Annotated in this window: 22 protein-coding genes and 2 riboswitches; of the genes, 19 read left to right on the forward strand and 3 right to left on the reverse strand. The window is 50.8% G+C overall.

The genetic code is table 11. The features are described 5' to 3' along the window. The first annotated feature begins 59 nt into the window (after positions 1–59). A riboswitch (FMN riboswitch) is annotated at positions 60–194 on the forward strand. Positions 195–288: 94 nt separating this feature from the next. From ribD to ribE, 3 genes are read left to right on the forward strand one after another with little or no spacing between them, the layout of a single operon-like run. After that, positions 289–1,425, forward strand: a complete 1,137-nt coding sequence (ribD, locus tag DW949_RS08495; RefSeq protein WP_118022802.1) for a bifunctional diaminohydroxyphosphoribosylaminopyrimidine deaminase/5-amino-6-(5-phosphoribosylamino)uracil reductase RibD — start codon at positions 289–291, stop codon at positions 1,423–1,425. After that, on the forward strand, positions 1,406–2,050 hold the full coding sequence (locus tag DW949_RS08500) for a riboflavin synthase (RefSeq protein ID WP_118022803.1): 645 nt from the start codon (positions 1,406–1,408) through the stop codon (positions 2,048–2,050). The genes ribD and DW949_RS08500 overlap by 20 nt, the downstream gene beginning before the upstream one ends. A 45-nt stretch (positions 2,051–2,095) precedes the next feature. Next, complete coding sequence (gene ribE, locus DW949_RS08505; RefSeq protein WP_118022804.1) at positions 2,096–2,560, forward strand: 6,7-dimethyl-8-ribityllumazine synthase; 465 nt, start codon at positions 2,096–2,098, stop codon at positions 2,558–2,560. Positions 2,561–2,636: 76 nt separating this feature from the next. Here ribE and DW949_RS08510 read toward each other — a convergent pair whose 3' ends face one another. Further along, positions 2,637–3,107 carry a DUF6173 family protein gene (locus tag DW949_RS08510; RefSeq protein WP_233539544.1) on the reverse strand — a complete coding sequence of 157 codons (471 nt, stop codon included), beginning with the start codon at positions 3,105–3,107 and terminating at the stop codon, positions 2,637–2,639. A 145-nt stretch (positions 3,108–3,252) separates the two neighbouring features. Between DW949_RS08510 and hslO the strand changes: the two genes are divergently transcribed. The 15 genes from hslO to DW949_RS08585 all read left to right on the forward strand — a co-directional run bounded on the left by hslO (position 3,253) and on the right by DW949_RS08585 (position 20,619). Then, entirely contained in the window at positions 3,253–4,134 is an 882-nt protein-coding gene (gene hslO, locus DW949_RS08515; protein ID WP_118022805.1) for an Hsp33 family molecular chaperone HslO, read from the forward strand. Between the two features lie 6 nt (positions 4,135–4,140). Beyond that, entirely contained in the window at positions 4,141–4,935 is a 795-nt protein-coding gene (gene mtnP, locus DW949_RS08520; protein WP_118022806.1) for an S-methyl-5'-thioadenosine phosphorylase, read from the forward strand. Next, positions 4,935–5,993, forward strand: a complete 1,059-nt coding sequence (mtnA, locus tag DW949_RS08525) for an S-methyl-5-thioribose-1-phosphate isomerase (protein ID WP_118022807.1) — start codon at positions 4,935–4,937, stop codon at positions 5,991–5,993. Before mtnP ends, mtnA begins: the two co-directional genes overlap by 1 nt. A gap of 5 nt (positions 5,994–5,998) precedes the next feature. Then, complete coding sequence (locus DW949_RS08530) at positions 5,999–7,240, forward strand: adenosylhomocysteinase (protein WP_118022808.1); 1,242 nt, start codon at positions 5,999–6,001, stop codon at positions 7,238–7,240. A 16-nt stretch (positions 7,241–7,256) separates the two neighbouring features. Continuing rightward, complete coding sequence (locus DW949_RS08535) at positions 7,257–8,546, forward strand: amidohydrolase (protein WP_118022809.1); 1,290 nt, start codon at positions 7,257–7,259, stop codon at positions 8,544–8,546. 162 nt (positions 8,547–8,708) lie between these two features. Continuing rightward, positions 8,709–9,749: a rod shape-determining protein gene (locus DW949_RS08540; RefSeq protein ID WP_118022810.1), complete on the forward strand. Its 1,041-nt coding sequence runs from the start codon at positions 8,709–8,711 to the stop codon at positions 9,747–9,749. Between the two features lie 2 nt (positions 9,750–9,751). Further along, on the forward strand, positions 9,752–10,672 hold the full coding sequence (gene mreC, locus DW949_RS08545; protein ID WP_118022811.1) for a rod shape-determining protein MreC: 921 nt from the start codon (positions 9,752–9,754) through the stop codon (positions 10,670–10,672). Next, a complete protein-coding gene (gene mreD, locus DW949_RS08550) occupies positions 10,669–11,175 on the forward strand; it encodes a rod shape-determining protein MreD (protein ID WP_118022812.1) in 507 nt (168 codons plus the stop codon). Before mreC ends, mreD begins: the two co-directional genes overlap by 4 nt. A 28-nt stretch (positions 11,176–11,203) precedes the next feature. Next, positions 11,204–13,039, forward strand: a complete 1,836-nt coding sequence (gene mrdA, locus DW949_RS08555) for a penicillin-binding protein 2 (RefSeq protein WP_118022813.1) — start codon at positions 11,204–11,206, stop codon at positions 13,037–13,039. 22 nt (positions 13,040–13,061) lie between these two features. After that, positions 13,062–14,126, forward strand: coding sequence for an AAA family ATPase (locus tag DW949_RS08560; protein ID WP_118022814.1), 1,065 nt, complete (start codon positions 13,062–13,064; stop codon positions 14,124–14,126). A gap of 12 nt (positions 14,127–14,138) precedes the next feature. Then, positions 14,139–15,239 carry a rod shape-determining protein RodA gene (gene rodA / locus DW949_RS08565; protein WP_118022815.1) on the forward strand — a complete coding sequence of 367 codons (1,101 nt, stop codon included), beginning with the start codon at positions 14,139–14,141 and terminating at the stop codon, positions 15,237–15,239. After that, a complete protein-coding gene (locus tag DW949_RS08570) occupies positions 15,239–17,161 on the forward strand; it encodes a TIGR03960 family B12-binding radical SAM protein (RefSeq protein WP_118022816.1) in 1,923 nt (640 codons plus the stop codon). Before rodA ends, DW949_RS08570 begins: the two co-directional genes overlap by 1 nt. Beyond that, positions 17,136–17,846, forward strand: a complete 711-nt coding sequence (locus DW949_RS08575; protein ID WP_118022817.1) for a TIGR03936 family radical SAM-associated protein — start codon at positions 17,136–17,138, stop codon at positions 17,844–17,846. The genes DW949_RS08570 and DW949_RS08575 overlap by 26 nt, the downstream gene beginning before the upstream one ends. A gap of 43 nt (positions 17,847–17,889) precedes the next feature. Beyond that, positions 17,890–19,326 carry an Rne/Rng family ribonuclease gene (locus tag DW949_RS08580; protein WP_118022818.1) on the forward strand — a complete coding sequence of 479 codons (1,437 nt, stop codon included), beginning with the start codon at positions 17,890–17,892 and terminating at the stop codon, positions 19,324–19,326. 15 nt (positions 19,327–19,341) lie between these two features. Further along, complete coding sequence (locus tag DW949_RS08585; RefSeq protein ID WP_118022819.1) at positions 19,342–20,619, forward strand: lipase family protein; 1,278 nt, start codon at positions 19,342–19,344, stop codon at positions 20,617–20,619. Positions 20,620–20,793: 174 nt separating this feature from the next. Here the strand turns inward: DW949_RS08585 and DW949_RS08590 are convergent, their stop codons facing one another. Then, positions 20,794–21,516, reverse strand: coding sequence for an SIMPL domain-containing protein (locus DW949_RS08590; protein WP_118022820.1), 723 nt, complete (start codon positions 21,514–21,516; stop codon positions 20,794–20,796). Positions 21,517–21,741: 225 nt separating this feature from the next. Beyond that, a riboswitch (TPP riboswitch) is annotated at positions 21,742–21,829 on the forward strand. Between the two features lie 77 nt (positions 21,830–21,906). On the opposite strand from DW949_RS08590, the gene thiC reads away from it, so the two are divergent. Next, a complete protein-coding gene (gene thiC, locus DW949_RS08595; protein ID WP_118022821.1) occupies positions 21,907–23,217 on the forward strand; it encodes a phosphomethylpyrimidine synthase ThiC in 1,311 nt (436 codons plus the stop codon). Positions 23,218–23,318: 101 nt separating this feature from the next. Here thiC and DW949_RS08600 read toward each other — a convergent pair whose 3' ends face one another. After that, complete coding sequence (locus DW949_RS08600) at positions 23,319–24,848, reverse strand: Ppx/GppA phosphatase family protein (protein WP_118022822.1); 1,530 nt, start codon at positions 24,846–24,848, stop codon at positions 23,319–23,321. Positions 24,849–24,907 lie beyond the last annotated feature (59 nt).

The raw sequence follows: 24,907 nt of genomic DNA on the forward strand, positions 1-24,907 counted from the left end.
CGCTTGTATTTCTTTTTTTCTTATGGTAAAATACTTTTTGTATGAAAGAACTGAATAGAAATAGTCTTTGGGGCAAGGTGAGAAAGCAGGGCTTTCAATTCCTGACCGGCGGTAGAGTCCGCTAACTCCTTATCAGGAGCTGAACCGATGGGATTTCGGTACCGACAGTATAGTCTGGATGGGAAAAGACGGCACGGACGTGTGTGTTTAGTGTGCTCAAAAAGGCTATTGGTATGGGTATGTACCGATGGCCTTTTTTATTTCTTTGGCAGGAAAGGAAGGACAATCTTGGAACCGATAGAATATATGCAGGAAGCCCTGTCTCTGGCCAGACTGGCACTGGGATATACGTCACCCAATCCGGCTGTCGGGTGTGTCATCGTAAAAGATGGCCGGATCGTAGGACGGGGCTATCACCGCAAGGCCGGTACACCTCATGCAGAAGTATGGGCACTGCGGGAAGCGGGAGATCAGGCTGAAGGCGCGACGGTATACGTTACATTAGAACCGTGTGCCCATTATGGACGGACGCCACCCTGCGCCCGGACACTGGTAGAAAAGAAAGTGGGAAAGGTCGTCATGGCCATGCTTGATCCCAACCCCCTCGTAGCCGGGAAAGGGGCTGCTATTTTGCGGCAGGCCGGTATTCCCGTGGAAGTAGGCCTTCTTTCCCGCGAAGCAGCCCAGCTCAATGAAGTATTTATCAAAAATATGATGGTTGAAAAGCCATTTATTGCCGCTAAACTGGCTCAGAGTCTCGACGGCCGTATTGCGTCAAGAACTGGCAAATCCCAGTGGATTACTAATGAAGAAGCACGGAAGGAAGGTCATTATCTGCGCTCCATATATGATGGCATCCTCGTAGGCATCAATACGATTCTGACGGATAATCCCCTCCTGACCTGCCGGATAGAACGGAAAGAGCAGGATGCACCGCATCAGCCGGTACGCATTGTCCTGGATACCCATGGCCGCATACCGGAAACGGCACTGGTTATTACTGATAAGACGACTGACACGATAGTCGTTACGACGACTTTGTGCCATACAGATAAGATGCGCCGTTTGAAAGAACTAGGGGTCCGCGTTGTTCTGGCCCCGCTGACAGGGGACGGTCATATCGATCTGGTACAGGCACTGGATCTGTTATGGAACGAAGGCATACGCAGTATCCTCGTGGAAGGCGGCAGTACCGTGCAGGGCAGCTTTTTTGATCACAAGCTCGTCGATAAGATATATGCTTTCGTTGGCAATAAAGTAATCGGCGGTTCACAATCGCTGCCATCTGTTGGAGGAAAAGGCGTTGATGATCTGGCCGAATGTATGCCTCTTTCTTATGACAGTGTTAAAATGGTCGGCGATAATCTGCTGATTACCGCCTATAATACAGAAAGGGAGGGTGCCTATGTTCACTGGCATCATTGAGGAACTGGGGACAATCCGTGCTATGGACCGGCGTACGGACTCCATTGTCCTCACCATAGAAGCCCATACGGTGCTGGAAGGTACCCGCATCGGCGATAGTATTGCCGTCAACGGCGTCTGCCTGACGGTGACATCCCTGACTGATACATCGTTTACGGCAGATGTCATGCATGAAACGATGCGCCGGACGTCATTCTGCGAGCTTCGTACAGGATCATCGGTCAATCTGGAACGGGCAATGCAGGTCGGCGGTCGTTTGGGCGGGCACATCGTCAGTGGCCATATTGACGGTACGGGTCATGTATCGCGTGTAGAAAATGACGGGATTGCCCGGGTCATCACCATTTCTATTCCCAGAGATATAGCCCCCTTTATCGTAGAAAAAGGCTCTATTACCATTGATGGAATCAGCCTGACCGTCGTCTCTGCCGGCAGCAGTCAGTTTTCCGTATCCATCATTCCCCATACGATGAGCCATACGACGTTGATGGATAAGCATCCCGGTGCCATCGTGAATCTGGAGACGGATATTGTCGGTAAATACATTCATCGCTTCATGGAAACAGGTCCTGCAGAAAGCCGGAAAGGCGTCACTATGGAAATGCTGTTGGAAAATGGATTTTAACATATCCCAAAGTTTACTATATTAATCATTAGGAGAGTGGTACGAATGGTACAAGTAAAAGAAGGTAAATTAATAGGTTCTGGTATTAAAGTAGGGATTGTCGTTGCCCGTTTCAATGAATTCATCTGCAGCCGTCTTCTCGGCGGCGCCTATGATGCGCTGAAACGTCACGGCGTGGCTGATGATGACATTACGACAGCCTGGGTTCCCGGTTCCTTTGAAATTCCCCTCATTGCCCAGAAGATGGCAGAATCGGGCAAATACGATGCCGTCATCTGCCTGGGAGCCGTCATCCGCGGGGCAACCAGCCATTATGACTTGGTATGCAACGAAGCAGCCAAAGGGATTGCCCAGGCAAGCCTCAAGACAGGCGTTCCTGTCCTGTTTGGCGTCATTACGACAGAAAATATCGAACAGGCCATCGAACGGGCTGGTACGAAGGCTGGTAATAAAGGCTTTGACGTGGCAACCAGCGCCATTGAAATGGTCAACCTCATTAAAGAATTATAAGCACAGAAACGCTGCACGCCAGATGATGGTGTGCAGCGTTTTACGTAGCAGTTTTTCTATAGAGTGGTATCCTCGTTCAGTCCGTATCGTCTTCAATATCCGGCTCCGGACTGGTCGTAAAACCGATAACCCGGCGTGGTTCTTCCGGATTGCTGCGTTTGACTGCGACGAGTAGCAGGTTCAGCTGGGACAGGTGCTGGACCAGTTCGACGCGGGAACCGTCTTCCAGTTCTCCGTAAAACACGATCATATTCGGATCCCAATAGCCAACATCCTGGATAGAAAAGGTGATATTGCCGGCCGATACGAGGCGGCCGCCGGCCTGCAGATCGTCTGGCAGGTCTTCTTCAAATTTATTGATTAATGTGACTACCCGTTTGTACATATCCGAAGCCAGATAAGGAGTTTCCGGATCTTCCTCCTCATCGGTCGTCCCGGCGGGATTGACCAGGACCAGCTTGGTATCTTCGTCTTCCGCCTTTGCCGTATTCTTCAGGACCGGATCTGCTGCCACAGGTTCTGTAGCTGTTTTCGGTTTTTCTGTCATATAGAGTCCTCCTCTCTGCATTTTGTTTATATATCTTATTTCGACGACACACAGTCTGATTCCTGCTATAGGAGATGACTAGTATTTTCCGTACCGGAATAGTATAATATAAAGTACCTTATTACGGAGAAAGGATACATTATTTATGCACATAGAAGATAAAATTATACATTATACATCAGACGAACTGATTCGTGTTTCTGTGGCAGTGACGCGCACGATTACACAGAAAGCCCGGACCTGCCACAACTTGTCTCCTGTGGCGGCAGCAGCCCTGGGCCGGGCCATGACCGGGTCGGTCCTGCTCGCCGGAGATTATAAGAACCATGAAGGCGTATCGCTGAAATTTAACGGTGACGGCCCGCTGGGAGCCGTTCATGCCGACTGCTTCGATTCCCGTTATGTCAGAGGATACGTGGATCATCCGCAACTGGATATTCCACTCAAGCCGAATGGAAAACTCGACGTCAGCGGAGCCGTGGGACAGCATGGGCAGCTTTCAGTGACACGGTTTACACCGGAAAAAATGACCTATACCAGTCAGGCCGAACTCGTATCGGGAGAAATTGCCGAAGACCTGGCCTATTATCTCCTTACGTCAGAACAGGTCCCCTCGACAATCAGCCTGGGCGTGCTCGTAGCGCGGGATTATTCCATTGCTGCGTCGGGCGGATTCCTGGTGCAGGCTCTTCCCGGGGCAAAGGATGAAGATCTGGCACGGGTAGAAGCCAATATCACCTGTATAGGGCCGATTACGTCGTACCTTAGCAATCATCCCGACGGAGAAGAACTGGCCGGCATTATTCTGGGCGGCATGCATTATAAAGAATTGTACCGGCAACCTTTGTCGTGGCGCTGTACCTGCTCTCGGGACCGAATTAAAAATGTGCTCATGTCGTTGCGCCCGGCCGATAAAGAAGAATTGCTGAAGGATCCGCAGGTAGAGATGACCTGTCAGTACTGCGGTGCCAGATATGTCATCAGCCATGACGAGCTGGCGGCGATGTTCAAACAGAAAGAGACGTGATATTTTATGGGACATATTGCTATTATCGGGGGGACAGGCATTTGTGACCCGACGATGCTGGACCATGTAACGTCGGGGCAGATGGAAAATTATTATGGCACGATCCGCTATACGCGGGGGACGTACAAAGGGAAAGAAATCATCTTCCTGGCACGCCATGGCAAATACCATTCCATTCCTCCCCATCTCATCAATTACAGGGCCAATATCCTGGGGTTAAAGAAATTGGGCGTGACGACCATTTTGTCAACGACTGCCGTAGGGGCCATCAACCGGGACTACGAGCCCGATGAATTTGTCCTTCCCGATCAGTTTATTGATTTTACCAGTCACTCCCGTCATGGTTCGTTTTTTGATGGCGGCAGCAATGGCGTCGTCCATGTCGATATGACCGAGCCGTACTGTCCGTCTCTGCGGGAGACGGTTGTACAGGCGGCCCAGGACCTGTCGTATGCGCTTCATCCGGCAGGCACCTATGTCTGTACGGAAGGTCCGCGGTTTGAAACGCCGGCTGAAATCAAGATGTTTGATAAATTAGGCGGCGATATCGTGGGCATGACAAATGTGCCGGAAGTGTGTCTGGCACGGGAAGCAGAAATGTGTTATGCGACTATTTCTATGGTCACTAATTACGCCGCCGGGATTTCCCCGGTTCCGCTGACCCACGCAGAAGTAGTCGAAAAAATGGTGCAGAATTCGAAGCGCCTGCGCAAACTGGTCATGCATACCGTAGATTTGTACGATGACCGTGATTGTTCGTGCCGTCATACGTTGAAAGATTATGGAGGTTTTTCAGTCTGATGAAAACGTTAGCTTGGAAAAACCATACCCTGCAGCTTCTTGACCAGACACGGCTGCCGGGAGAAAAACGGTATCTTTGCTGTACCCGCTGGCAGGAAGTACGCGACGCCATCCGCGTCCTGGCTGTCCGGGGAGCTCCCGCTATAGGAGTAGCAGCCGCTTATGGGATGGTACTGGCTGCCCGTGACATCGCATCAGCCGGTCCGGATAAACGGCAGTTTGAAGTGCAGCTGGAAGAAGCCGGACGGGGACTGGACGGGGCAAGGCCGACAGCAGTCAATCTCCACTGGGCAGTACAGAAGCAGATGAACCTGGCCAGAAAGACATTATCCTCCCACACAGTGGCAGAAACGGCAGATGTACTGGAACAATCAGCTTGTGCCACTGAGCAGGATGATGCGGAAATGGACCGCCACATGGGACAATTCGGAGCAGCAGAACTGGGAAGGAGCCGGCATCCTCTGACCATCCTGACCCATTGCAATGCAGGAGCGCTGGCTACAGCCGGTATCGGAACAGCACTGGGCGTTATCCGGACTCTCCATGAAGAGGGACTCATCCACCGCGTCTATGCCGATGAAACGAGGCCGCTGCTCCAGGGGGCACGCCTCACGGTGACAGAACTTATGGAAGACCAGATCCCGGTGACACTCATTACCGATAATATGGCTGCCTGGGTCATGAAGACGAAAGGCATAAACGCTGTGATTGTCGGAGCGGACCGCATCGCTGCCAACGGTGATACGGCCAATAAAATCGGCACCTATGGCGTCGCGGTCCTGGCCCGTGCCCACGGCATCCCTTTTTATGTGGCAGCACCGGCTTCTACCTTTGATCTGACCCTGTCCGATGGGACGGCAATCCCGATAGAGGAACGAAATCATGATGAAGTGCGCCGTCTGAGCGGAATCCTGACGACCCGGCCCGATGTAGACGTGTTCAATCCCGCCTTTGACGTAACGCCTCATGACTATATTACAGGCATTATTACAGAAAGAGGCATCATCCATCATCCCGATGCCGCCAGTCTGACAGCATTTTTTAGAAAAGAGGGTTAATAATTATGGAATCTATTATTCGCGACATCTCACTTGCTAAAAGCGGTCATGAAAAAATCAGCTGGGTAGACCGGCACATGCCGGCATTAAATGCCATTGGCGACCAACTGAAGAAAGACCAGACCTTTAAAGGGAAGACCATCTGCGTCAGCGTCCATCTGGAAGCCAAGACGGCCTATCTGGCTGAAGTACTGCACCGGGCCGGAGCCAACGTCATCGTTACGGGCAGCAATCCTCTGTCCACACAGGATGATGTAGCGGCAGCTCTGGTAGAAGATGGTCTGACCGTTTATGCCTGGTATGGTGCGACGGATGAAGAATATTTTGGCTTCCTCAATAAGTCTCTGGACCATCATCCCGATATCATCATTGATGATGGCGGAGATCAGGTCCATCTCCTGCACACGACACGGGCTGATGCCATGGAAAACCTTCTGGGTGGCACGGAAGAAACGACGACCGGGGTTAACCGTCTCCATGGACTGGATAAAGCAGGGGCGTTGAAGTTCCCCATGATAGCGGCGAACGATTCGTACTGCAAATACCTCTTTGATAACCGCTATGGTACAGGTCAGTCTACGTGGGATGGAATCATGCGTACGACCAATCTGACCGTCGTGGGCAAGCGCGTCGTCGTCGCCGGCTATGGCTGGTGCGGCAAAGGTTGTGCCATGCGAGCCAAAGGCCTGGGAGCTCATGTCATAGTCACCGAAGTAGACCCTATCAAAGCGATTGAAGCCGTCTTTGACGGATTTGAAGTCATGCCTATGGCAGAAGCGGCTAAAGTAGGGGATATTTTTGTTACCCTGACGGGTGATAAAGATGTCATCCGTGGAGAACATATGAAGAACATGAAAGATGGCGTCGTCCTGGCCAATGCCGGTCATTTTGATGTCGAAATCAACAAACCGGAACTGGAAGCCCTGGCAGTACGCCATTTTGAAGCCCGCCACAATATCGAAGGATACGAACTTCCCAATGGACACGTTATCAATCTTCTGGCTGAAGGGCGCCTGGTCAATCTGGCTGCTGGCGATGGTCATCCTGCAGAAATCATGGATTTGTCCTTTGCCGTGCAGGCCCTGGCTGCCAAATACATTCTGGAACATCACGCCGAACTGGGAAATCACGTATACGTCCTGCCTCATGAAATCGACACGGAAATCGCCAAGATTAAATTAGCCTCTATGGGATATGCCATCGATACGTTGTCAGAAGAACAGCGCAAATACCTCAATCTGGACTAAGGGGGCCGTGACAGGGATGAAAAAGACGCTGATTAAAAATGTCGGTATATATCAAAACCATACGGTGACGGAACATCAGAACATTGAAATCACCGATGATAAAATCACGGGATTTCCCAAAGATAAGGACGTATTATTCTGTGCCTATGATGAAGTGCTCGACGGTCACAACATGCTGGCTCTGCCCGGGTTTGTCAATGCCCACAATCATATTGCCATGACGGTATTCCGCAGTTATGCCGACGATATGGATCTTATGGACTGGCTGCAGAATAAAATATGGCCTGCCGAAGATCACCTCGACGGCGATGTCGTCTATGCCCAGACCATGCTGGGAATTGCAGAAATGATCCGTTGTGGCACGACGAGTTTTGCCGATATGTATTTCTTTATGGACGATACGGCCCGGGCCGTAGAAGAATCGGGTATCCGGGCATGCCTGTCCCGGGGTATGACGGGCATCACGCCCAGCGCAGAAACGGCACTTAAAGAAAGTAAACAGTTATTCCTGGACTGGCACAAGAAAGGGGATGGCCGCATTACGGTCATGCTCGGGCCTCATGCCCCTTATACCAACACGCCGGAATATCTGCACCGGGTAGTCGATCTGGCTCATGAACTGGGTGCGGAAATCCATACCCATCTTTCGGAAACGAAAGGGGAAGTGGAAAATATCAAAAAACAGTATGGCAAATCGCCCATTGCCTGGTTCGATGAACTGGGATTGTTTGATACGGGATGCCTGGCTGCCCATTGCGTCTGGGTTGACGATGATGATCTGGATATCATGGCCAGAAAACATGTACGCGTGGCCCATAATCCGGGAAGCAATCTGAAACTGGCCAGTGGCTTTGCCCCTATTCACAAGATGCTGGATAAAGGCATTGTCGTCGGTCTCGGGACAGATGGTGCATCGAGCAACAACAATCTGGATATTATGGAAGAAATGCGACTGGCTGTGCTGGTCCATAAAGCTAATACGCTGGACCCGCTGGTCATTCCCGCGGAAACGGCGGTCAATATGCTGACCGAAGGCGGCGCCAGAGCACTGGGATATAGTGACATAGGACGGCTGGAAACGGGGTATAAAGCCGATATCACCCTCATAGACCGCAGCGGCCTTCACTGGTATCCTCATCATGATACGCTGTCCCTTCTGGCCTATGCTGCCAATAGCATGGATGTCGATACGGTCCTGGTCAACGGTAATATCTTGTTGCGCCATAAAGAATTTACGACTCTCGATATTGAAAAAATCAAATCCGAAGCGGAACGGACAAAAAATAAATTATTTGCTTCGTTATAACATATTATCGGAGACAGAGGCAGGTAAGCGGCCCGGAAAATTCCTGGCCGCTTTTTTCTGTATGACACTGGTTCATAGACAGGGTTTGTGATAAAATATATGGATGACTGTAGCAATGAAATATAACACATACCCATAGGGTGTGCAGCGAAAGGAAATGACATGGGGTCGATGTTTTCACCATTAACGAAAAATATTGGGATAGATTTGGGAACCTGTACGACACAGGTATTCGTAGAAGGACGGGGCATTGTCATGTCGGAGCCGTCCATTTTGGCGACAGACGAACGCAACCGCAAAACGATTGCCGTCGGTCATGCAGCAGAACAGCTGCTTGCCAAGTCGCCGGAGACGGTCAAAATCCACAGGCCCCTTTTAAACGGCGTCATCGCCGATTATAATGTAACGCGTACGATGCTGGGATATCTCCTGAGCAAATGCGTCCGCAGTGTACAGCGGCTTCGTATTATGGTCGGCGTACCGGCAGCTGCTTCCAACGTCGAAAAAAGGGCTGTCATGGAAGCTATTTTCCAGGCCGGGGCCAAAGAAGCCTATCTGATTGAAACGGCCGCTGCCGCAGCTATCGGTGCCGGACTGCCTGTCTATGATCCTGTAGGGAATATGGTCATCGACATCGGCGGTGGTACGACTAATATTGCCATCATTTCATTAGGGGGCATTGTCATTTCCCGTTCTGTCCATCTGGGAAGTCTCGATTTTGATGATGCCATTAAAGAGTATATCCGCCAGCAATATGCCATTGTCACAGAAGATACGACACTGGAAGAAATGAAAATACATAATGGATCAGCTGTACTGCCGCTGGAAGACCGGGGATATTATTTCACGGGCCGTGGCATCGACGATGGCCTGCAGCAGGAAGTGGGCGTCAAATCCAGCGAAATCTACCGGGTCATCGGTAAGCCGCTGGTCAAGATTCTGGACCTGGCCCAGGATGTCCTGAGAGAAACACCTCCGGAACTGTCGGCAGATATCATGGAACACGGTATTGTCCTGACCGGGGGAGGTTCTATGCTTCATGGCATGGACCAGCTCTTTTCCCAGGAACTGGGCGTGCCTGTCGTAGTGGCTGCAGAACCGGAACTGGCCGTTGCCCGCGGGACAGGCAAGGCTCTCCATGACAGAGAAAAATTAGGTGCCCTCATCGAAGGGGCAGAACGTATTTACAGAAGGAGATTTTAACATTGTATTCGTTCGGTAAAAAGAGTATCCTTGTCGTACTCGTATTATTCATTATTATAGCTGTTGTCGGCTGGGCCTGGCGCCAGCGGGATTCCCTGCCTTTTATCACAAAACCGCTGCAGATTGTGGCAGCACCGTTTGAATATGGTGCCAGCCGTATTATGGACACATTGTCTTCCACATTCCATATCGTAGATATCAGCCTGAAAAACCGCATTGAATGGGAATCTCTGGAAAAAGAAAATGCTGAATTGAAAGAACGCAGCGTCGATTATGATGAAATCCTGGCTGAAAATAAACGGTACCGCGAACTTCTCGATTTTAAAGCTGCCCATCGTCAGTTCAATGTGCGGGCCGGCTCTGTTATTTCGCGGGATTATGGCACGTGGAGCAATACCATGGTCATCGATATTGGCAGCGAAGATGGCATCGAAGAAAATATGGCTGTTGTGACTCCGGCCGGTGTCGTAGGATTTATCAGCGATGTATACCCTCATTCCTCACGGGTCCAGCTCCTGACCGATCCCCGGACGAGTATCGGGGCTATCGTACAGCGTCCTGAATCGCGCGTATCTTCCGTCGTCCGTGGAAATGGCAATGTCCCGACAGAACCGCAGTTTGTCAATATTGCCAAGGATGCCGATATTCTGGAAGGCGATACGCTGGTAACATCGGGATTTGGATCTATTTATCCGAAGGGATTGTACATCGGAACCATCGTGTCTATCCACCAGGACGACAATGATTTCGTCAAGTATGCCGTCATCCGTCCCGGCGTCGATTTTTCGAAACTGGAAGAAGTGTTTGTCATCACTCATTCGACGGATACGACGTCGTATGAAAAACCGGATGTTTCACCGAAGCTCGTGCCACAGACCCAGCGTGACAAAGTAGAAGGCGTCAAAGGAGCTGCTGCATTATGAGAAAGTTAGCCTGCCTGGTTACGGCTTTTGTCGTATTCATACTGCAGGGATCGGTGCTTCCTTTTCTTTTTAGCGGCGTGACCCAGCCGAATCTGATTTTTCTGTTCGTCGCTCTCATGTCGCTCCACCATGGGAAAAAGGTAGCTATTTATACGGCACTCCTGGGCGGTTTTGCCCAGGATGTCGTCCTTGGCAATTTCTTTGGCATCCACCTGCTGCCGTATCTGATCATTGCCTGCATTGCCAGTTATATCGGCCAGTACATTGAAGAAGAACAATGGCTGCTGACGCTGCTCATCGTGCTGGCTGCAACCTTCCTGGACCTGGTCCTGACCTGCCTTGTCCTGTTCGTTTCCGGGCAATACATCAATATCATCGCCTATCTTGTTGAATTCAGTGTGCCCATGCTTATCTATCACGGGATTCTGGCACTGCCGGTTGACCATCTGGTGTGGAAACTGCGCCGTAAGGAAATGTATTATAATTTTGCCGATTTCCGCTGACAGGCCTGAAGCACAAGGAGTGTAATACATGCTAGAAGCTTTAATGAAAAAAAAGAACCAGGACGGACGGTTCCGCTATCTGTACTGGATTGTCATTTTTATCTTTGCTGCCCTGATTTGCCGCCTGGTCTATCTGCAGCTGTTTGAAGGCAGCTATTACCACGGGCTGGCAGAAGGAAACCGCCTGCGTGCTATTCCCATAGCGGCTATGCGTGGCGTCATGTACGACCGCAATGGCCAGATTCTCGTCGGTTCCCGTCCCATCTTTATGGTTACTTATGTCCCGACGAAAAAGGGCATATCCGATGCCGAACTGGATTCCCTGGCAAAACTGCTCAATGTACCGAAAGAGAAGCTGCAGGAAAAAATCGACAAGGGAAAAAATTCCTTTGAACCGACCATCCTGGCCCAGGATCTGACCCAGGATATCGTCACACGGGTAGAAGAACGGCGCAATGACCTGCCCGGTGTATCTGTCGATGTCCAGCCAATCCGCTATTACCCGTATAATTCTATGGCTGCACAGGTATTCGGCTATGTCGGGCAGATCGACGAAGAAGATATGAAACGACTGCAGGGGCAGGAAGGTGTTTCCAGTATCACCCAGATTGGCCGGGCTGGGCTGGAAGCCTATTATGATGATCTGCTGCGCGGTAAAGACGGTGGCCGTCAGGTTGAAGTCGATGCCAGCGGTACTCCCGTCAAGGAAATGGAACGCAAAAACCCCGTACCGGGACATAATTTCCATCTGACTATCGATCTCAATCTGCAGAAAGCGACAGAAGATGCCCTGGACCGCCAGATTGCCAACGGCATCGGTACCCATGGGATTGCTGCCGTGGCTATTGATCCCAACACAGGGGCTGTCCTGGCAATGGCCAGCCGGCCTTCGTATAACCCGAACTGGTTCACCCGGGGGATTACCGAAAAAGAATGGGCTCAGATCAACAATAATCCCGCCCATCCCATGGAAAACCGCGTTATTGCCGGCGAATATCCTCCCGGATCAACATTTAAACTGATTACTGGCACGGCAGCTCTGGAATTGAAGAAGGTCACGCCTGACGAAATGATTTTCGATAGCGGCCGTCACTGGCTGGTCGATATGCGCAATGCCGGCGGCGAAGCGCTGGGCTGGCTGAATTTTACAGAAGCACTGGCCAAATCGGATAACGTGTATTTCTACGAACTGGGACGTCGTGTCGGTATCGATAAACTGGCTGAATATGCCCGCATGTTCGGTATGGGCAAAAAGACGGGCATCGCTCTGCGCGGTGAAGCGACCGGGCTGGTTGCCAGTGAAGAGTATAAAAAGAAGAATTTTAATCAGGACTGGTACCTGGGCGATACGTTCAACTCGGCTATCGGACAGGGGTTCCAGCTGGTCACGCCGCTGCAGGCAGCCATGATTGTCAGCGAAGTTGCCAACGGCGGCATCCAGTATAAGCCATTCCTGGTCAGCCGTATTGATAATCTCGATGGTACACCGTATAAGATTTTTGCTCCCGAACAGGTAGGGACTCTGCCTGTTTCCAAGTCCACACTGGATCTGGTCCGGGAAGGGATGCGTAACGTTGCCGAAGAATCTGGTACAGCCGGTTCGCTTTTCGCCGGATTCCCTATCCAGGTAGCCGGTAAGACCGGGACTGCGGAAAACTTTGGCGGCGCTGATCATGCCTGGTTCGTGGCCTATGCTCCCTTTGATCATCCCCGCATTGTCATCGCTGTCCTGACGGAACAAGGCGGTTTTGGCGCCCTGGCTTCCGGACCGGTTGCAAAGAGCATGCTGGAAGAATTCTTCCAGGTCGGAGCTTATGCTGATGGCAAGAGCCCGGCTCATGATGCAAAAGATAAAAAGAATTGATAGAGAAAGGAGTTTTCTTCCCATGTCTTATATTATTGCTGTCGCCTCAGGAAAAGGCGGTGTTGGCAAGACCCTGGTTACGGCCACGCTGGCTGTCTCATTAGCAAAAAAAGGATATTCGGTCCTGGCAGCCGATGCGGACATGGGGCTGCGTGATCTGGATCTGCTGTTCGGTGTACAGGATGAGGTCCTGTATGATGCCGTCGATGTCATGAAGCAGCGCTGTACCGCAGAAGAAGCGATTATACCTGTCATGCCGCAGCTTGATTTTCTGGCGGCCAGTCAGAAACATACATGGGAAAAAGTAGATGCTCCGACGTTTCAGTATACACTGGAGTCCCTGGCTCCGGACTATGACTATATTCTCATCGATTGTCCGCCCGGGCGGGGGAGAGCTTATAAGGACGCCGTAGCCATTGCCGATGAAATCCTCTTTGTCGTTGAACCGTCCTGGTCTTCCATCCGTGACGCATCGCGGGTCATGCAGTTCTGCAATAAGCATAAACAGTTCCATTATGCGGCACTACTCAATAATTTTTATGATAGTGCCGACGGTTTTGTACCGGTGAAGGAAGCCCTGGAATCGCTGCCAGCAGAACATGTGGCCGGTGTGCTTCCTCATGACAGTACAGTCAACCGGCTGGCCCAGGAAGGGGATATCGTCCATCTGGATGAAAAAATTCCTTTTTATCAGGCAATGGAACAGACCGTCGCGTATCTTACCGGGCACGTGCCTGTTTCTATCCCGGACCTTGTGAAATTCCTGCCTCTGGAGGAACAGCCGGCCCACGTTTCGAAAGGAACCGAAGAGGAACGGACGTGCGAAACAAATGCTGCTGCAGACGAAGCGATTCCAGCTGGCGCCATGGAAGAACTGGTAAAAGCGGCAGCTCACGTGATTCCCGGTTCTATGGAAACTACGGATGAACCGGAGGCCATCGTACAGGAACAGGCAGACGCAATGGCTGAAAACGTTGGCTCTTCTACAGAACCGGGCAGTGATAGTCAGTCTGTTTCTTCTCTGATGCGCGTATCTTTGAAGCAGCGGCGCAACCAGTCCCGCATGTGGCGTCAGTACCGCCGATAGGAGTCAGTAAGAATGTTTAAAAGAGAATGGAAAAATTTAGATAAAGTCATGTTGTTTTCGACGATTCTGATTGTCTGCTGCAGTCTCTGTATCATTGGCAGTGCGACTCACATCAACAAAGGAGTCATCAATTACGATTTCGTAGCTAAGCAGGGTGGGGCTTTTGTGCTGAATCTCCTGATCGTCCTGTTTTTTAGCCGCTTCGATTATACGCGGCTGAAGCATTTTGCCAAACCACTCTATGTGTTGAATCTGCTTTTTCTGCTGGCGGTCATGTTCGTCGGCACATCTGCTCTGGGGGCACAGCGCTGGATCCAGGTCGGACCAATTACTATCCAGCCTTCGGAATTTTCCAAACTGATCATGATTATCTGCACGGCGGCCCTGTTATCCGATAAAGTAGACAAACTGAATTCCTTTAAGAGCCTGCTCCCTGTCGGCCTGTTTGTAGGGATTCCCTTCTTGCTCGTACTGAAGCAGCCGGACCTGGGGACCAGTCTCGTATTTCTGGCGATTACCCTTGGCATGCTCTTTGTAGCCAATATCAAACTGTCCCTGTTGCGCAATATCTTTGCAGCCGGCGTCGTCCTGGCGCCTATTGGATGGCATTTCATGAAAGATTATCAGAAGTCCCGTATTCTCGTATTTCTCGACCCAAATGCCGATCCCTTCGGTGCCGGGTACCATATCATCCAGTCCAAAATTGCCATCGGTTCCGGTGAACTATTTGGCAAGGGACTCTTTCAGGGAACCCAGAGCCAGTTGAATTTCCTGCCGGAAAATCATACGGACTTTATTTTCTCGGTCATCGGGGAAGAGTTGGGCTTTATGGGCTGTATCGTCATTTTATTCTTGTATTTTCTGCTCATCTACCGGGGCCTTGTCACGGCTAAAGAATGTAAGGATCCCTTTGGCATGCTCCTGGCAACGGGCATCGTTTCCATGTGGGCGTTCCAGGTTCTGGTAAATGTCGGCATGACCTGCGGTATCATGCCGGTTACGGGGATTCCGCTGCCCTTTATGAGTTATGGTGTCAGTGCCCTGACGACGAATATGCTGGCTATGGGCCTGTTGATGAGTATTTACATGCGGCAGCAGACGATGATTTTCTGATGCTGGTCTGCAACCTGATAGGAGGTTTCTCTTTGTCACGAACTGTTGTAATCGATCCTGTCCTGCTGAGCAAAGTCAGTAAGCCCGCCCGCTACGTGGGGGGAGAATGGAACAGTGTCGTAAAAAATCATGAAGATGTCAAACTGACCGTTGCCTATTGTTTCCCCGACGTATATGAAGTGGCCATGAGCCATCTGGGCCTGCGCATTCTCTATGCGCTGCTCAATGAACGGAAGGACGTGGCAGCGGAACGGGTCTATGCGCCCTGGCCGGATATGGAAGAGCTCATGCGTAGTAAAGGATATCCGCTCTTTTCTCTGGAAACGAGGACGCCGGTCATCGATTTTGACTTTGTCGGATTTACGCTGCAGTATGAAATGAGCTTTACCAATATCCTGAATATGCTCGACCTGGCAGGGATTCCTTTATTTTCCCGGGACCGGGGAGAAGATATGCCTCTCGTCGTAGCCGGTGGCCCTTGCGCCTATAATGCAGAACCGTTGGCCGACTATATTGACCTGTTCTGCCTGGGCGAATCGGAAGAATCGGTACAGCTCCTGGCAGACACGATCATTGCCTGGAAAGAAGCCGGGAAACCGGGCGGTAAGAAAGGGCTGTTGAAACAACTGGCCGGCCAGCAGGGAAATTACGTTCCTGCCTTTTATGGACCCCGGTATGATGAAGATGGGCAGTATCAGGGCCTCACGATCCTCGAAGAAGGCGCTCCGGCCCAGATTGAAAAGTGTGTCGTATCGGACGTGGAGCACGTATATTTTCCGACGAAGCCTATCGTACCCAATATCGACATCGTTCATAACCGGGCTGTATTGGAATTGTTCCGCGGCTGCAGCCGGGGATGCCGGTTCTGTCAGGCCGGGATGCTCTATCGACCGGTGCGGGAAAAATCGCCGCAGCGGCTGGTGCAACTGGCTAAGGATATCATAAAAAATTCCGGCTACAACGAAATATCTCTCATGAGCCTGAGTTCCGCTGACTACTCCTGTCTTCCCGAATTGGTCGATCAGTTGCTCGATGCCTTTAAAGATCAGAAGGTCAGCGTCAGTCTGCCGTCTCTGCGCATTGACAGTTTTTCCATCGATATCGCCAAAAAAGTACAGCAGGTCCGCAAAAGTGGTCTGACACTGGCACCGGAAGCGGGCACGCAGCGGCTGCGCGACGTCATCAATAAAGGTGTCACGGAAGAAAATCTCATGCAGGCCTGTGAAAATGCCTTCAAAAATGGATGGTCTACTGTCAAATTGTATTTCATGATGGGCCTTCCTACGGAGACCGATGAAGATCTGGCCGGTATTGCCGACCTGGCCTACAAAGTATTGAATCTGTACCGCCAGATTACTCACAAAAATAACGGAAAAGTGACGGTTTCTGTGTCTAGTTTTGTTCCCAAGTCTCATACGGCATTCCAGTGGTTCGGCCAGCTGCCCATCGAGGAAATCCAGCGCAAACAGCAGTATATCAAGAGTCTGATCAGGGACAAGCATATATCGTATCACTACCATGATGCCAAAACGGGCCGCATGGAAGCAGCTTTTGCCCGGGGAGACCGCCGTATGGGCCGGGTGCTGTATGAAGCGTGGAAACTGGGTTGTAAATTTGATGGCTGGACAGAACTCTTCGATTACGAAAAGTGGATGCAGGCCTTCCGGAATGCCGGCGTCAATCCCGATTATTATGCTGCCCGTACGCGGCCTACGGAAGAAGTGCTCCCGTGGGACCATCTTTCCAACGGGGCGTCCAAGGCCTTCCTCAAGAGAGAGTGGCAGAAAGCACTGGATGGCAGCTTGACCCACGACTGCCGTCATCTGAGCTGTACCGGCTGTGGCGTCTGTCCTTCGCTGGGCGTTCATGTCAAAGACTATAAGGAAGGAGACAGCCATGGAAAGATTACGTTTAGCTGTTAAAAAAGAGGGAGCGCTGCAATTCCTTTCCCATCTGGATTTTGCCCGTTGTGTCCGGTATGTTATTATCCGTGCCAGACTGCCCATTTTGTATTCCGAAGGGTTCAATCCCCATATGAAGCTGAGTTTTGCTTCAGCCCTCGGCGTCGGTGTCGGTGCTGACGTGGAATATCTCGACATGGAACTGGCAGAGCTGGTACCTGTCGCAGATGTGATAGGACGGATGAACGCTGTATCGCCTGATGGCTTTTCTGTCCAGGACGGCAAGTATATCGATGCCAAAGCTCCCAAACTCATGGCCGTCGCAAACTACGCCGTGTATGACATCAAAGGCCCTGTTACCCGGCCTATAAGCCAGGACGAACTGGACGGCATCCTGAAGGCATTCAATGAAAAGCCCGATGTGGCCTATGAAAAGGTATCGGTCAAAAAGGGCCATAAAGTACGTCTCATCGCCGTAAAAAATCATGTCATCGAACCCGTGTCCGGTATAGTAAAAAAAGATACGGTATGTCTTCACGCAGGGATTCTGGAAACGGAGGACGGGGCCATCAAACCGCAGCAGGTGTGGGACGTCCTCAGGACACAGTTCGGGCTCCCTGTGCAGGCAGATCTCGTGCTGGCCTGGCGGCGGGGCATTTATGTCCGCCGCGATGGGATGAATTATTCGCTGTTTGACGGCGTATAGGAACTACGGAAGGCAGCGTCGCTATAAAGGCAGGTGAAGACCTATGAAGACAATTATTGGCAATATCATGCCCGAAGAAACGCGGATAGCTATCCTAGATGAGGGGATACTGCGTGATTTTTCTGTAGAACGGAATGACGAGAATCATATTGTCAATCATATATACAAGGGGACCATACAAAATATTCTGCCGGCCATGCAGGCTGCCTTTGTCAATATAGGACGCAGAAAGAATGCCTTTTTGTTCCTTGGCGATCTCTTTCCCCGGGCAGCGACGAAGGAACAAATCCAACAGACCCGCATTTCTATCGGCCAGAGCGTACTCGTCCAGGTCGTAAAGGAAGAACAGGGGAGCAAAGGCCCTAAAGTAACGGCCAATATCAGTCTGCCCGGCCGGTATGCCGTGCTGATGCCGACAGTAGATTATATAGGCGTTTCCAAGAAAATCCGGGATGAACAGGAACGGGACCGTCTGCGTGCCATCGCAAGCCGGCTGAAACCGGAGGGCATGGGAATCATTATCCGGACCGTTGCCAATGGTATAGCAGAAGCAGAGCTTATAGCGGATATTACCTATCTGCTCCATACGTGGCAGAGTGTACTGCGTCGGTATGAACTGGCCCGTAAACCCAAATTGCTGTATCGGGAAGCAGACCTGGTCATGCGGACTATCCGTGATTATTGTACAGACGATGTCAAAAAAATCGTCGTCGATGATAAAGAAACGTATGAGCGGATTTGTCAGGTCCTGCCGGATGACAGCTGGAGACAACGGGTCAGCCTGTATCAGGGTGATGAACCTGTATTTGAATTATATCATCTGGAAGAGCAGCTGCGCAGTCTGGTAGCGCGGGAAGTCCCCCTTCCATCGGGAGGCAACCTCATATTCGACCGGACCGAGGCATTGACCGTCATCGACGTTAATAGCAGCCGGTATACGGGCAGCAGCACTCTTCAGGATACGATTTTCCACGTCAATAAAGAGGCGGCTGTAGAAATTGCCCGCCAGCTGCGCCTCCGCGACATTGGTGGCATCATCATTATTGATTTCATCGATATGGCCCAGCCGAACCGGCGGAAGGAAATCCTGGACATACTGGAGAAGGAAACGGCCCAGGACTGCACCAAGACCCATGTTATGGGTATGACGGCCCTGAATCTGGTAGAAATTACCCGTAAGAAATCGCGGCAGGGACTGCATCAGGTCCAGTTCAGTCCCTGTAATGTCTGTGGCGGTTCGGGATATCTCTATTCTCCTGAAACGGTGGCTATCCAGATCATCCGCCGACTGCGCCATATGGTGCAGGTACGCCACGTGAAAGGAGATCTTCTGATTTGTGCCCATCAGGACGTAGTCGATTTCCTCAAGGAACGCAAGCGGCGGGAACGGCTGGAACGGGAATTATCGCGGACTCTTCACTTTGAAGTATCGGACCATCCGAACCGGGAAGTTTTTTCTATCTTGTCGTGGCATCCATAAAAGGAGGCGTCTCATATGAATCAAATGGTAAAGGCAGTGATGAGCTGCCTTTTTTTTGCAGGTATGTGTTCCAGCGTGCTGGCAGCGGATGTCCAAAGCGGGTATCTGCAGTCCAAAGTCCGGTATGAAGCGGCCATGGCATCGCTGGCATCATATGACGACAAACCGGGCAGACTGGCCCGGCAGGAATACAGGGAAGAAGGCTGGCAGATCGAAAACCTTACGGGAATCAGCAAGTCTTCACAGGCCGAATTTATCTTGTTGCACAAACAAGCTGTCGAAGAACATCCGGCCCGCTACATCCTGGCTATTTCGGGAACGGTGGATAAAAAAGATATTAAGAGCGACCTGAGGACCCGGTCCGTCCCTTTCCACCAGGAGGATAGAAAGGAACCGGGACGGGAAGTGCCTTCTGTACACAAAGGGTTCGATGACTATGCCCGGACGATCCTCAATACGAGAATGGGGAAGGGAACCGTTGCAGATACAATGTCTTCCATCATTTCCAACAGGGAAGCAGATCTGCTTGTGACGGGTCACAGTCTGGGCGGCGCGGCGGCATCACTTATCGGTGCCCGCATGGCAGACCAGGGATTTTCTCCTGGGGATATACGGATTATCACCTTTGGTGCGCCCGCCGTGGGAAACCAGGCCTTCGCCGATGCCTATGGACAGGCTATGAATCTGGAACGGGTCGTCATCGAAGGAGATCCGGTCCAGCATGTCCTGCAGACGTTTCGTATGCCGTACAATCAATTTGGAACGAAAATTGTCTGGAAGGACAGTCCCGATTCGTATCATTTTCGTCACCACATGATTGTCTATGCCGATGCGGCACTGCGCCAGTACTATGATAACTTGTGGGCCTATGAGCAAAAGACCGGACAGACCGTCTTTAGAGACCGTCATCCCGTGGTACATTCCGATATATATGTAGCACCTCCTGTATTCCGTCTCGATGAGGACCTCAGCGATGATACGCCGTATATGCGGGCTGTCATTCATCACACGTTGTATCGTTCCATCGATGGGGCAGCTTTTTCGCCGTCCTATGAGGAAACTATGGCTGAATCGTGTCAGGCTGCTGCGCGTCTCCATAAGCCGTATATCATGCAGGAGTATATTACCGGGCAGAAACTGAAAGAAGAGGAGCATGTCTATCGTATCAGCGTAGCCAGACACATATATGATCAGCAGGGCCGGTTCCTGTCGGCAGAGGAGTATACGACCGATACAAGCCTGTTTACGCCCATCCTGGCAGTGCTATATTGTCAGAAACAGATAAAAATATAGAGTTATAAAGAGCTAATAACTGTTATTTACTCTTTATAACAGTTAAAAAATCGCTGCATTATACCAATTGATAGGAAATAGAGATGGCATGTACAGCAAAAAAACGGGGCGGCAACAAAATGAACGATGAAAATCATTTTGTTGCCGCCTCGTTTTGTATGTGCTGCGCTGTTCTTACTGGATGTAGAATGTCATGCTGACCGTTTCGCTCAACGTGTTGGTACCGGCTTCTACGGGTGCCATATCGGCAGCTTCTACTTTCATCAGACGGGCATTCATAGCACCGGCATATGCCCTGCTATAGGAAGGCGTGCGGCCGCTGATGTTGATTTCTTTTACTTTGCCGAGTTGTCCGCCTGCAGCCATTGCGGCAGCTTCAGCGGCACTGCGTCCGTTATGGACGGCTTCTTTTATCAGATTGTTTTTGATGGTGTCGGCGTGTTCATTGGTAAACGTCATTCCCATGACGCGGTTGGCACCGGCCTGTCCTGCTTTTTCGATGATCCGCGGAATGAGATCAAAATCAGAAACGCGGATGCGCAGGTTATTTGTCACGGTATAAGAGACAATCTTTCTGCCATTGGTATCATAATTCGGCGTCATATTGAAGTCTGTCGTCCGAAGATCATCCTTGGTAACTCCCAGCGCTTTAACGGCATTGGTGACCTGATTCATGACCAGGTTATTTTCGCTGCGGGCCTTCTGGACATCATTGGCAGTGCTTTCCATGCCAATCGTGATATAGGCCGTGTCTGGTGCGACCTCCTGTTCGGCATATCCCGTTACATTGATGACGGACGGCGTTTGTTCCGCTGCATTTGCGACAGCAGGAACCGTGACGCTTGCCGTGGCTAGCAGTACTGTAAGTGTCAGAGCTTTTAAGAAACGATGTTTCATGGGTAAAATACCTCCTTATGACTTATTTACTATATCCTTCTTATTGGATTCTGATACGAGTATTATACAGCAAAATGTCTCTCCTGAAAATGCTACAGAGCGTTTGAACCGCCGTCAGTGCTAAATTGTAAATAAACTGTGATATTTACTTCAATCATCTTTTTTATCTCCCAATGTAAATTATGACTTGTATTTGTTAACAGAGTGTACTATAATAAGCGAAGGATAAAAAGCTAGGGGCGCCGCAAGGCTGAGAATGACCCTTGAACCTGATTCGGGTAATACCGACGTAGGGAAGCTGTTACCGGATATGATAGCTCACCCTGCGGGTTGAGCTTTTTTTATTGTGTTTTTTTGAATTTTTTTGGGATATGTTTAGGAGGATGTGTCATGAACTACACCACACAGATGGATGCCGCCCGTAAAGGTATCGTTACGCCGCAGATGGAAATCGTCGCCAAAAAGGAACAGATGCCCGTAGAAAAACTGATGGAACTCGTTGCCAGCGGTAAAGTCGCTATTCCTGCCAACAAGCTTCATACGGCACTCAGCCCGGAAGGCATTGGCAAAAACTGCCGTACGAAAATCAATGTCAATCTCGGCGTCTCACCGGAACACAACAATCATGAAGAAGAACTGCAGAAAGTCCAGAGTGCTATCGACATGAAAGCCGAAGCCATCATGGACCTTTCCAACTTCGGAAAGACACGGGATTTCCGCCGCAAACTCGTCGGCATGTCTACCGCCATGATTGGTACTGTTCCTATGTATGATGCCGTCGGTATGCTGGATAAAGATCTAAAGGATATTACGGTAGAAGAATTTTTCTCCGTCGTCGAACAACATGCTGAAGATGGCGTAGACTTCATGACTATCCATTGTGGCATGAATCAGAAAACGGCAGAACGGATCAAACGCAATCCCCGTCTGACCAATGTCGTATCCCGTGGCGGCTCCCTGCTCTTTGCCTGGATGGAAATGAACAAGCAGGAAAATCCGTTCTATGAATACTATGACCGCCTCCTCGACATCTGCGAAAAATACGACGTCACTCTGAGCCTGGGCGATGCCTGCCGTCCCGGTTGTACCCATGACTCGACCGATGCAGCCCAGATTGAAGAACTGATTACTCTCGGCGAATTGACGAAACGGGCCTGGGACCACAATGTACAGGTCATGATAGAAGGCCCGGGCCATATGGTCCTCACGGAAATCGCTGCCAATATGAAGATTGAAAAGCGCCTCTGCCACGAAGCCCCGTTCTATGTACTGGGACCTCTGGTTACCGATATTGCACCGGGCTATGACCACATCACCAGCGCAATCGGCGGTGCCATTGCTGGTTCGTGCGGTGCCGATTTCCTCTGCTATGTCACACCGGCCGAACATCTGCGCCTGCCGTCCGTAGAAGACGTCAAAGAAGGCATCATCGCTACACGCCTGGCAGCCCATGCCGCTGACCTTGCAAAAGGTATCCCGGGAGCACAGGAATGGGACGACGCCATGAGTAAAGCCCGCGTCGATGTAGATTTTGAAAAGATGATTTCCCTGGCAATCGATCCCGTCAAGGCCAGAGCTTATTATGAATCGAGCAAACCGGAATGTGAAGGGACCTGCTCCATGTGCGGCCGTATGTGCCCGGCCCGGACGATGAAGAAAATCCTCGCCGGTGAAGACGTATCCCTTCTTGAAAACTGCTGATAGTGGCAGCAACATAATTCTTTCTCATAGATATGCCAGAAAGCGTCTCTCCCACGTAGTTGTGGGACAGGCGCTTTTGGCATATCTGTAGCGGATTCTGTCTATTTCCAGACCAGGAGCAGCGTTGCGCCAAATTCTTTCTTGAACTGGCTCAGAAGCTGTTTCATTTCGTAATCGGCGGCATTATAAGTGGCCCCTGGCGTCACCGTGAGAATGAGGACGACGACGTTTTCGGCGTGGGCCACTTCGATGCTTTCTACGAGCTGTTCGTACGTCAGGTCCGATGCTTCTGCCAGTGCCAGCAATATGGACAGGCGGCGGATCATGATCCAGTCCTCTTCAGAAGGCATGTGGGCATAGCGGTAGGAACGCAGGATTTTCCGGCTGATACCGTGATGGAACCCGGCAATGAACGAGGCGATGATTTGTTCCATCTGGGTCAGGCCGTACAGAGAGGCATGACCGATCATAAATGCTGAGTGCCGGGCATGATCATAATAATTGATGATTTTACCTACATCGTGAAGACGTGCCGCCGTCAGGAGAAGACGGCGTTCTCTCGGCCCATAGCCATGGAGTGGCTGTAGCTGGTCGAAGAGCATGGACGCGACACGTACGACCTGGTTGATATGCTGATAATTCGTGTTAGGCAGGGTCTTGAGAAAATTACTGATACTTTGGTCGAGGATATCGTCGAAGCGGGGTTTTTCCATACCCGTATATGCCGCATAATATTCGAAAAACAGTCCGTCACGAAGCCCGCAGCCACTGATGATCATTTCCTGGCTGCCGGTCACGCGGAATAACGTATCAATGACTTCGGCACCGGCAACGATGAGATCGGCCCGGTCGGCAGACAGGCCAGACAATTTTTTCCGGTTTGCCGCCGTGCGGCTGATGATTTCCGTATAGAGATTGAGAAAATTGTCGTAAGGCAGGATATAGTTATGAATTTTGGAAAAATCATATCCTATGGCCCGCTGATCCATCTTGGCAAAGGTACGGGCCGTACCGCCGACCCCGATAAGGGGAAGCCCTGTATTGGCAATGAACGGTACGTCTTTCAGCTTTTCAGCGATATATTCCTGACAGGCAGTAAGGGAAGCAGTATCGGGATTGCCCTGGGTTGCAAATTTTTCGGTCAGTGTCACGGCACCGATGGGTACGGAGACGGACTTTTCAATTTCCCCGTTGCGGACAAGGGATAATTCCACGCTGGCCCCGCCCAGATCGAAGAGAACAAAATCGCGTTCGTTGATCGTATTAATGACGCCGAGATACCCAAGGTATGCTTCCCGTTCGCCGGTGATGACATTCATGGTAATGCCTGTTTCCTTATTGATCCGGCGCAGGAATTCATCGCCGTTCGACGCATTGCGGACGGCTGCTGTAGCGACGGCGATGCAGTTTTCAATGTGGCCGACATCCATCATGTGTTTATAGACTTTCAGGCAGGTCATGGCCCGTTCCATGCCTTTATCGCGGAGCAGGCTGGTCTGGCTGAGGCCTCTGCCCAGGCGGATGGGTTCTTTTTCCTGATACATAAATGAATAGGCACCGTTATCGGCTATCTGCAGGGCAACAAAACGGATCGAATTGGAGCCCATATCGATGATGGCTAATTTTTCCATATCTTACCTCTCTCTACTGTGTTGATGATAGTATTTCAACAATATTCCCTTTAAATCAT

It is taken from the genome of Megasphaera sp. AM44-1BH (genome assembly GCF_003467125.1).
Lineage (GTDB): Bacteria > Bacillota > Negativicutes > Veillonellales > Megasphaeraceae > Megasphaera.

What these genes read in the sequence shown, in the direction of transcription:
- thiC (WP_118022821.1), top strand. Translation starts at nt 21,907, where the DNA reads ATGAACTACACCACACAGATGGATGCCGCCCGTAAAGGTATCGTTACG.
- hslO (WP_118022805.1), top strand. Translation starts at nt 3,253, where the DNA reads ATGCACATAGAAGATAAAATTATACATTATACATCAGACGAACTGATT.
- ribE (WP_118022804.1), top strand. Translation starts at nt 2,096, where the DNA reads ATGGTACAAGTAAAAGAAGGTAAATTAATAGGTTCTGGTATTAAAGTA.
- DW949_RS08560 (WP_118022814.1), top strand. Translation starts at nt 13,062, where the DNA reads ATGTCTTATATTATTGCTGTCGCCTCAGGAAAAGGCGGTGTTGGCAAG.
- DW949_RS08540 (WP_118022810.1), top strand. Translation starts at nt 8,709, where the DNA reads ATGGGGTCGATGTTTTCACCATTAACGAAAAATATTGGGATAGATTTG.
- DW949_RS08500 (WP_118022803.1), top strand. Translation starts at nt 1,406, where the DNA reads ATGTTCACTGGCATCATTGAGGAACTGGGGACAATCCGTGCTATGGAC.
- DW949_RS08590 (WP_118022820.1), bottom strand. Translation starts at nt 21,516, where the DNA reads ATGAAACATCGTTTCTTAAAAGCTCTGACACTTACAGTACTGCTAGCC.
- mtnA (WP_118022807.1), top strand. Translation starts at nt 4,935, where the DNA reads ATGAAAACGTTAGCTTGGAAAAACCATACCCTGCAGCTTCTTGACCAG.
- DW949_RS08570 (WP_118022816.1), top strand. Translation starts at nt 15,239, where the DNA reads ATGCTGGTCTGCAACCTGATAGGAGGTTTCTCTTTGTCACGAACTGTT.
- DW949_RS08535 (WP_118022809.1), top strand. Translation starts at nt 7,257, where the DNA reads ATGAAAAAGACGCTGATTAAAAATGTCGGTATATATCAAAACCATACG.
- rodA (WP_118022815.1), top strand. Translation starts at nt 14,139, where the DNA reads ATGTTTAAAAGAGAATGGAAAAATTTAGATAAAGTCATGTTGTTTTCG.
- DW949_RS08580 (WP_118022818.1), top strand. Translation starts at nt 17,890, where the DNA reads ATGAAGACAATTATTGGCAATATCATGCCCGAAGAAACGCGGATAGCT.
- mtnP (WP_118022806.1), top strand. Translation starts at nt 4,141, where the DNA reads ATGGGACATATTGCTATTATCGGGGGGACAGGCATTTGTGACCCGACG.
- mreD (WP_118022812.1), top strand. Translation starts at nt 10,669, where the DNA reads ATGAGAAAGTTAGCCTGCCTGGTTACGGCTTTTGTCGTATTCATACTG.
- mrdA (WP_118022813.1), top strand. Translation starts at nt 11,204, where the DNA reads ATGCTAGAAGCTTTAATGAAAAAAAAGAACCAGGACGGACGGTTCCGC.
- DW949_RS08600 (WP_118022822.1), bottom strand. Translation starts at nt 24,848, where the DNA reads ATGGAAAAATTAGCCATCATCGATATGGGCTCCAATTCGATCCGTTTT.
- DW949_RS08575 (WP_118022817.1), top strand. Translation starts at nt 17,136, where the DNA reads ATGGAAAGATTACGTTTAGCTGTTAAAAAAGAGGGAGCGCTGCAATTC.
- DW949_RS08530 (WP_118022808.1), top strand. Translation starts at nt 5,999, where the DNA reads ATGGAATCTATTATTCGCGACATCTCACTTGCTAAAAGCGGTCATGAA.
- DW949_RS08585 (WP_118022819.1), top strand. Translation starts at nt 19,342, where the DNA reads ATGAATCAAATGGTAAAGGCAGTGATGAGCTGCCTTTTTTTTGCAGGT.
- DW949_RS08510 (WP_233539544.1), bottom strand. Translation starts at nt 3,107, where the DNA reads ATGACAGAAAAACCGAAAACAGCTACAGAACCTGTGGCAGCAGATCCG.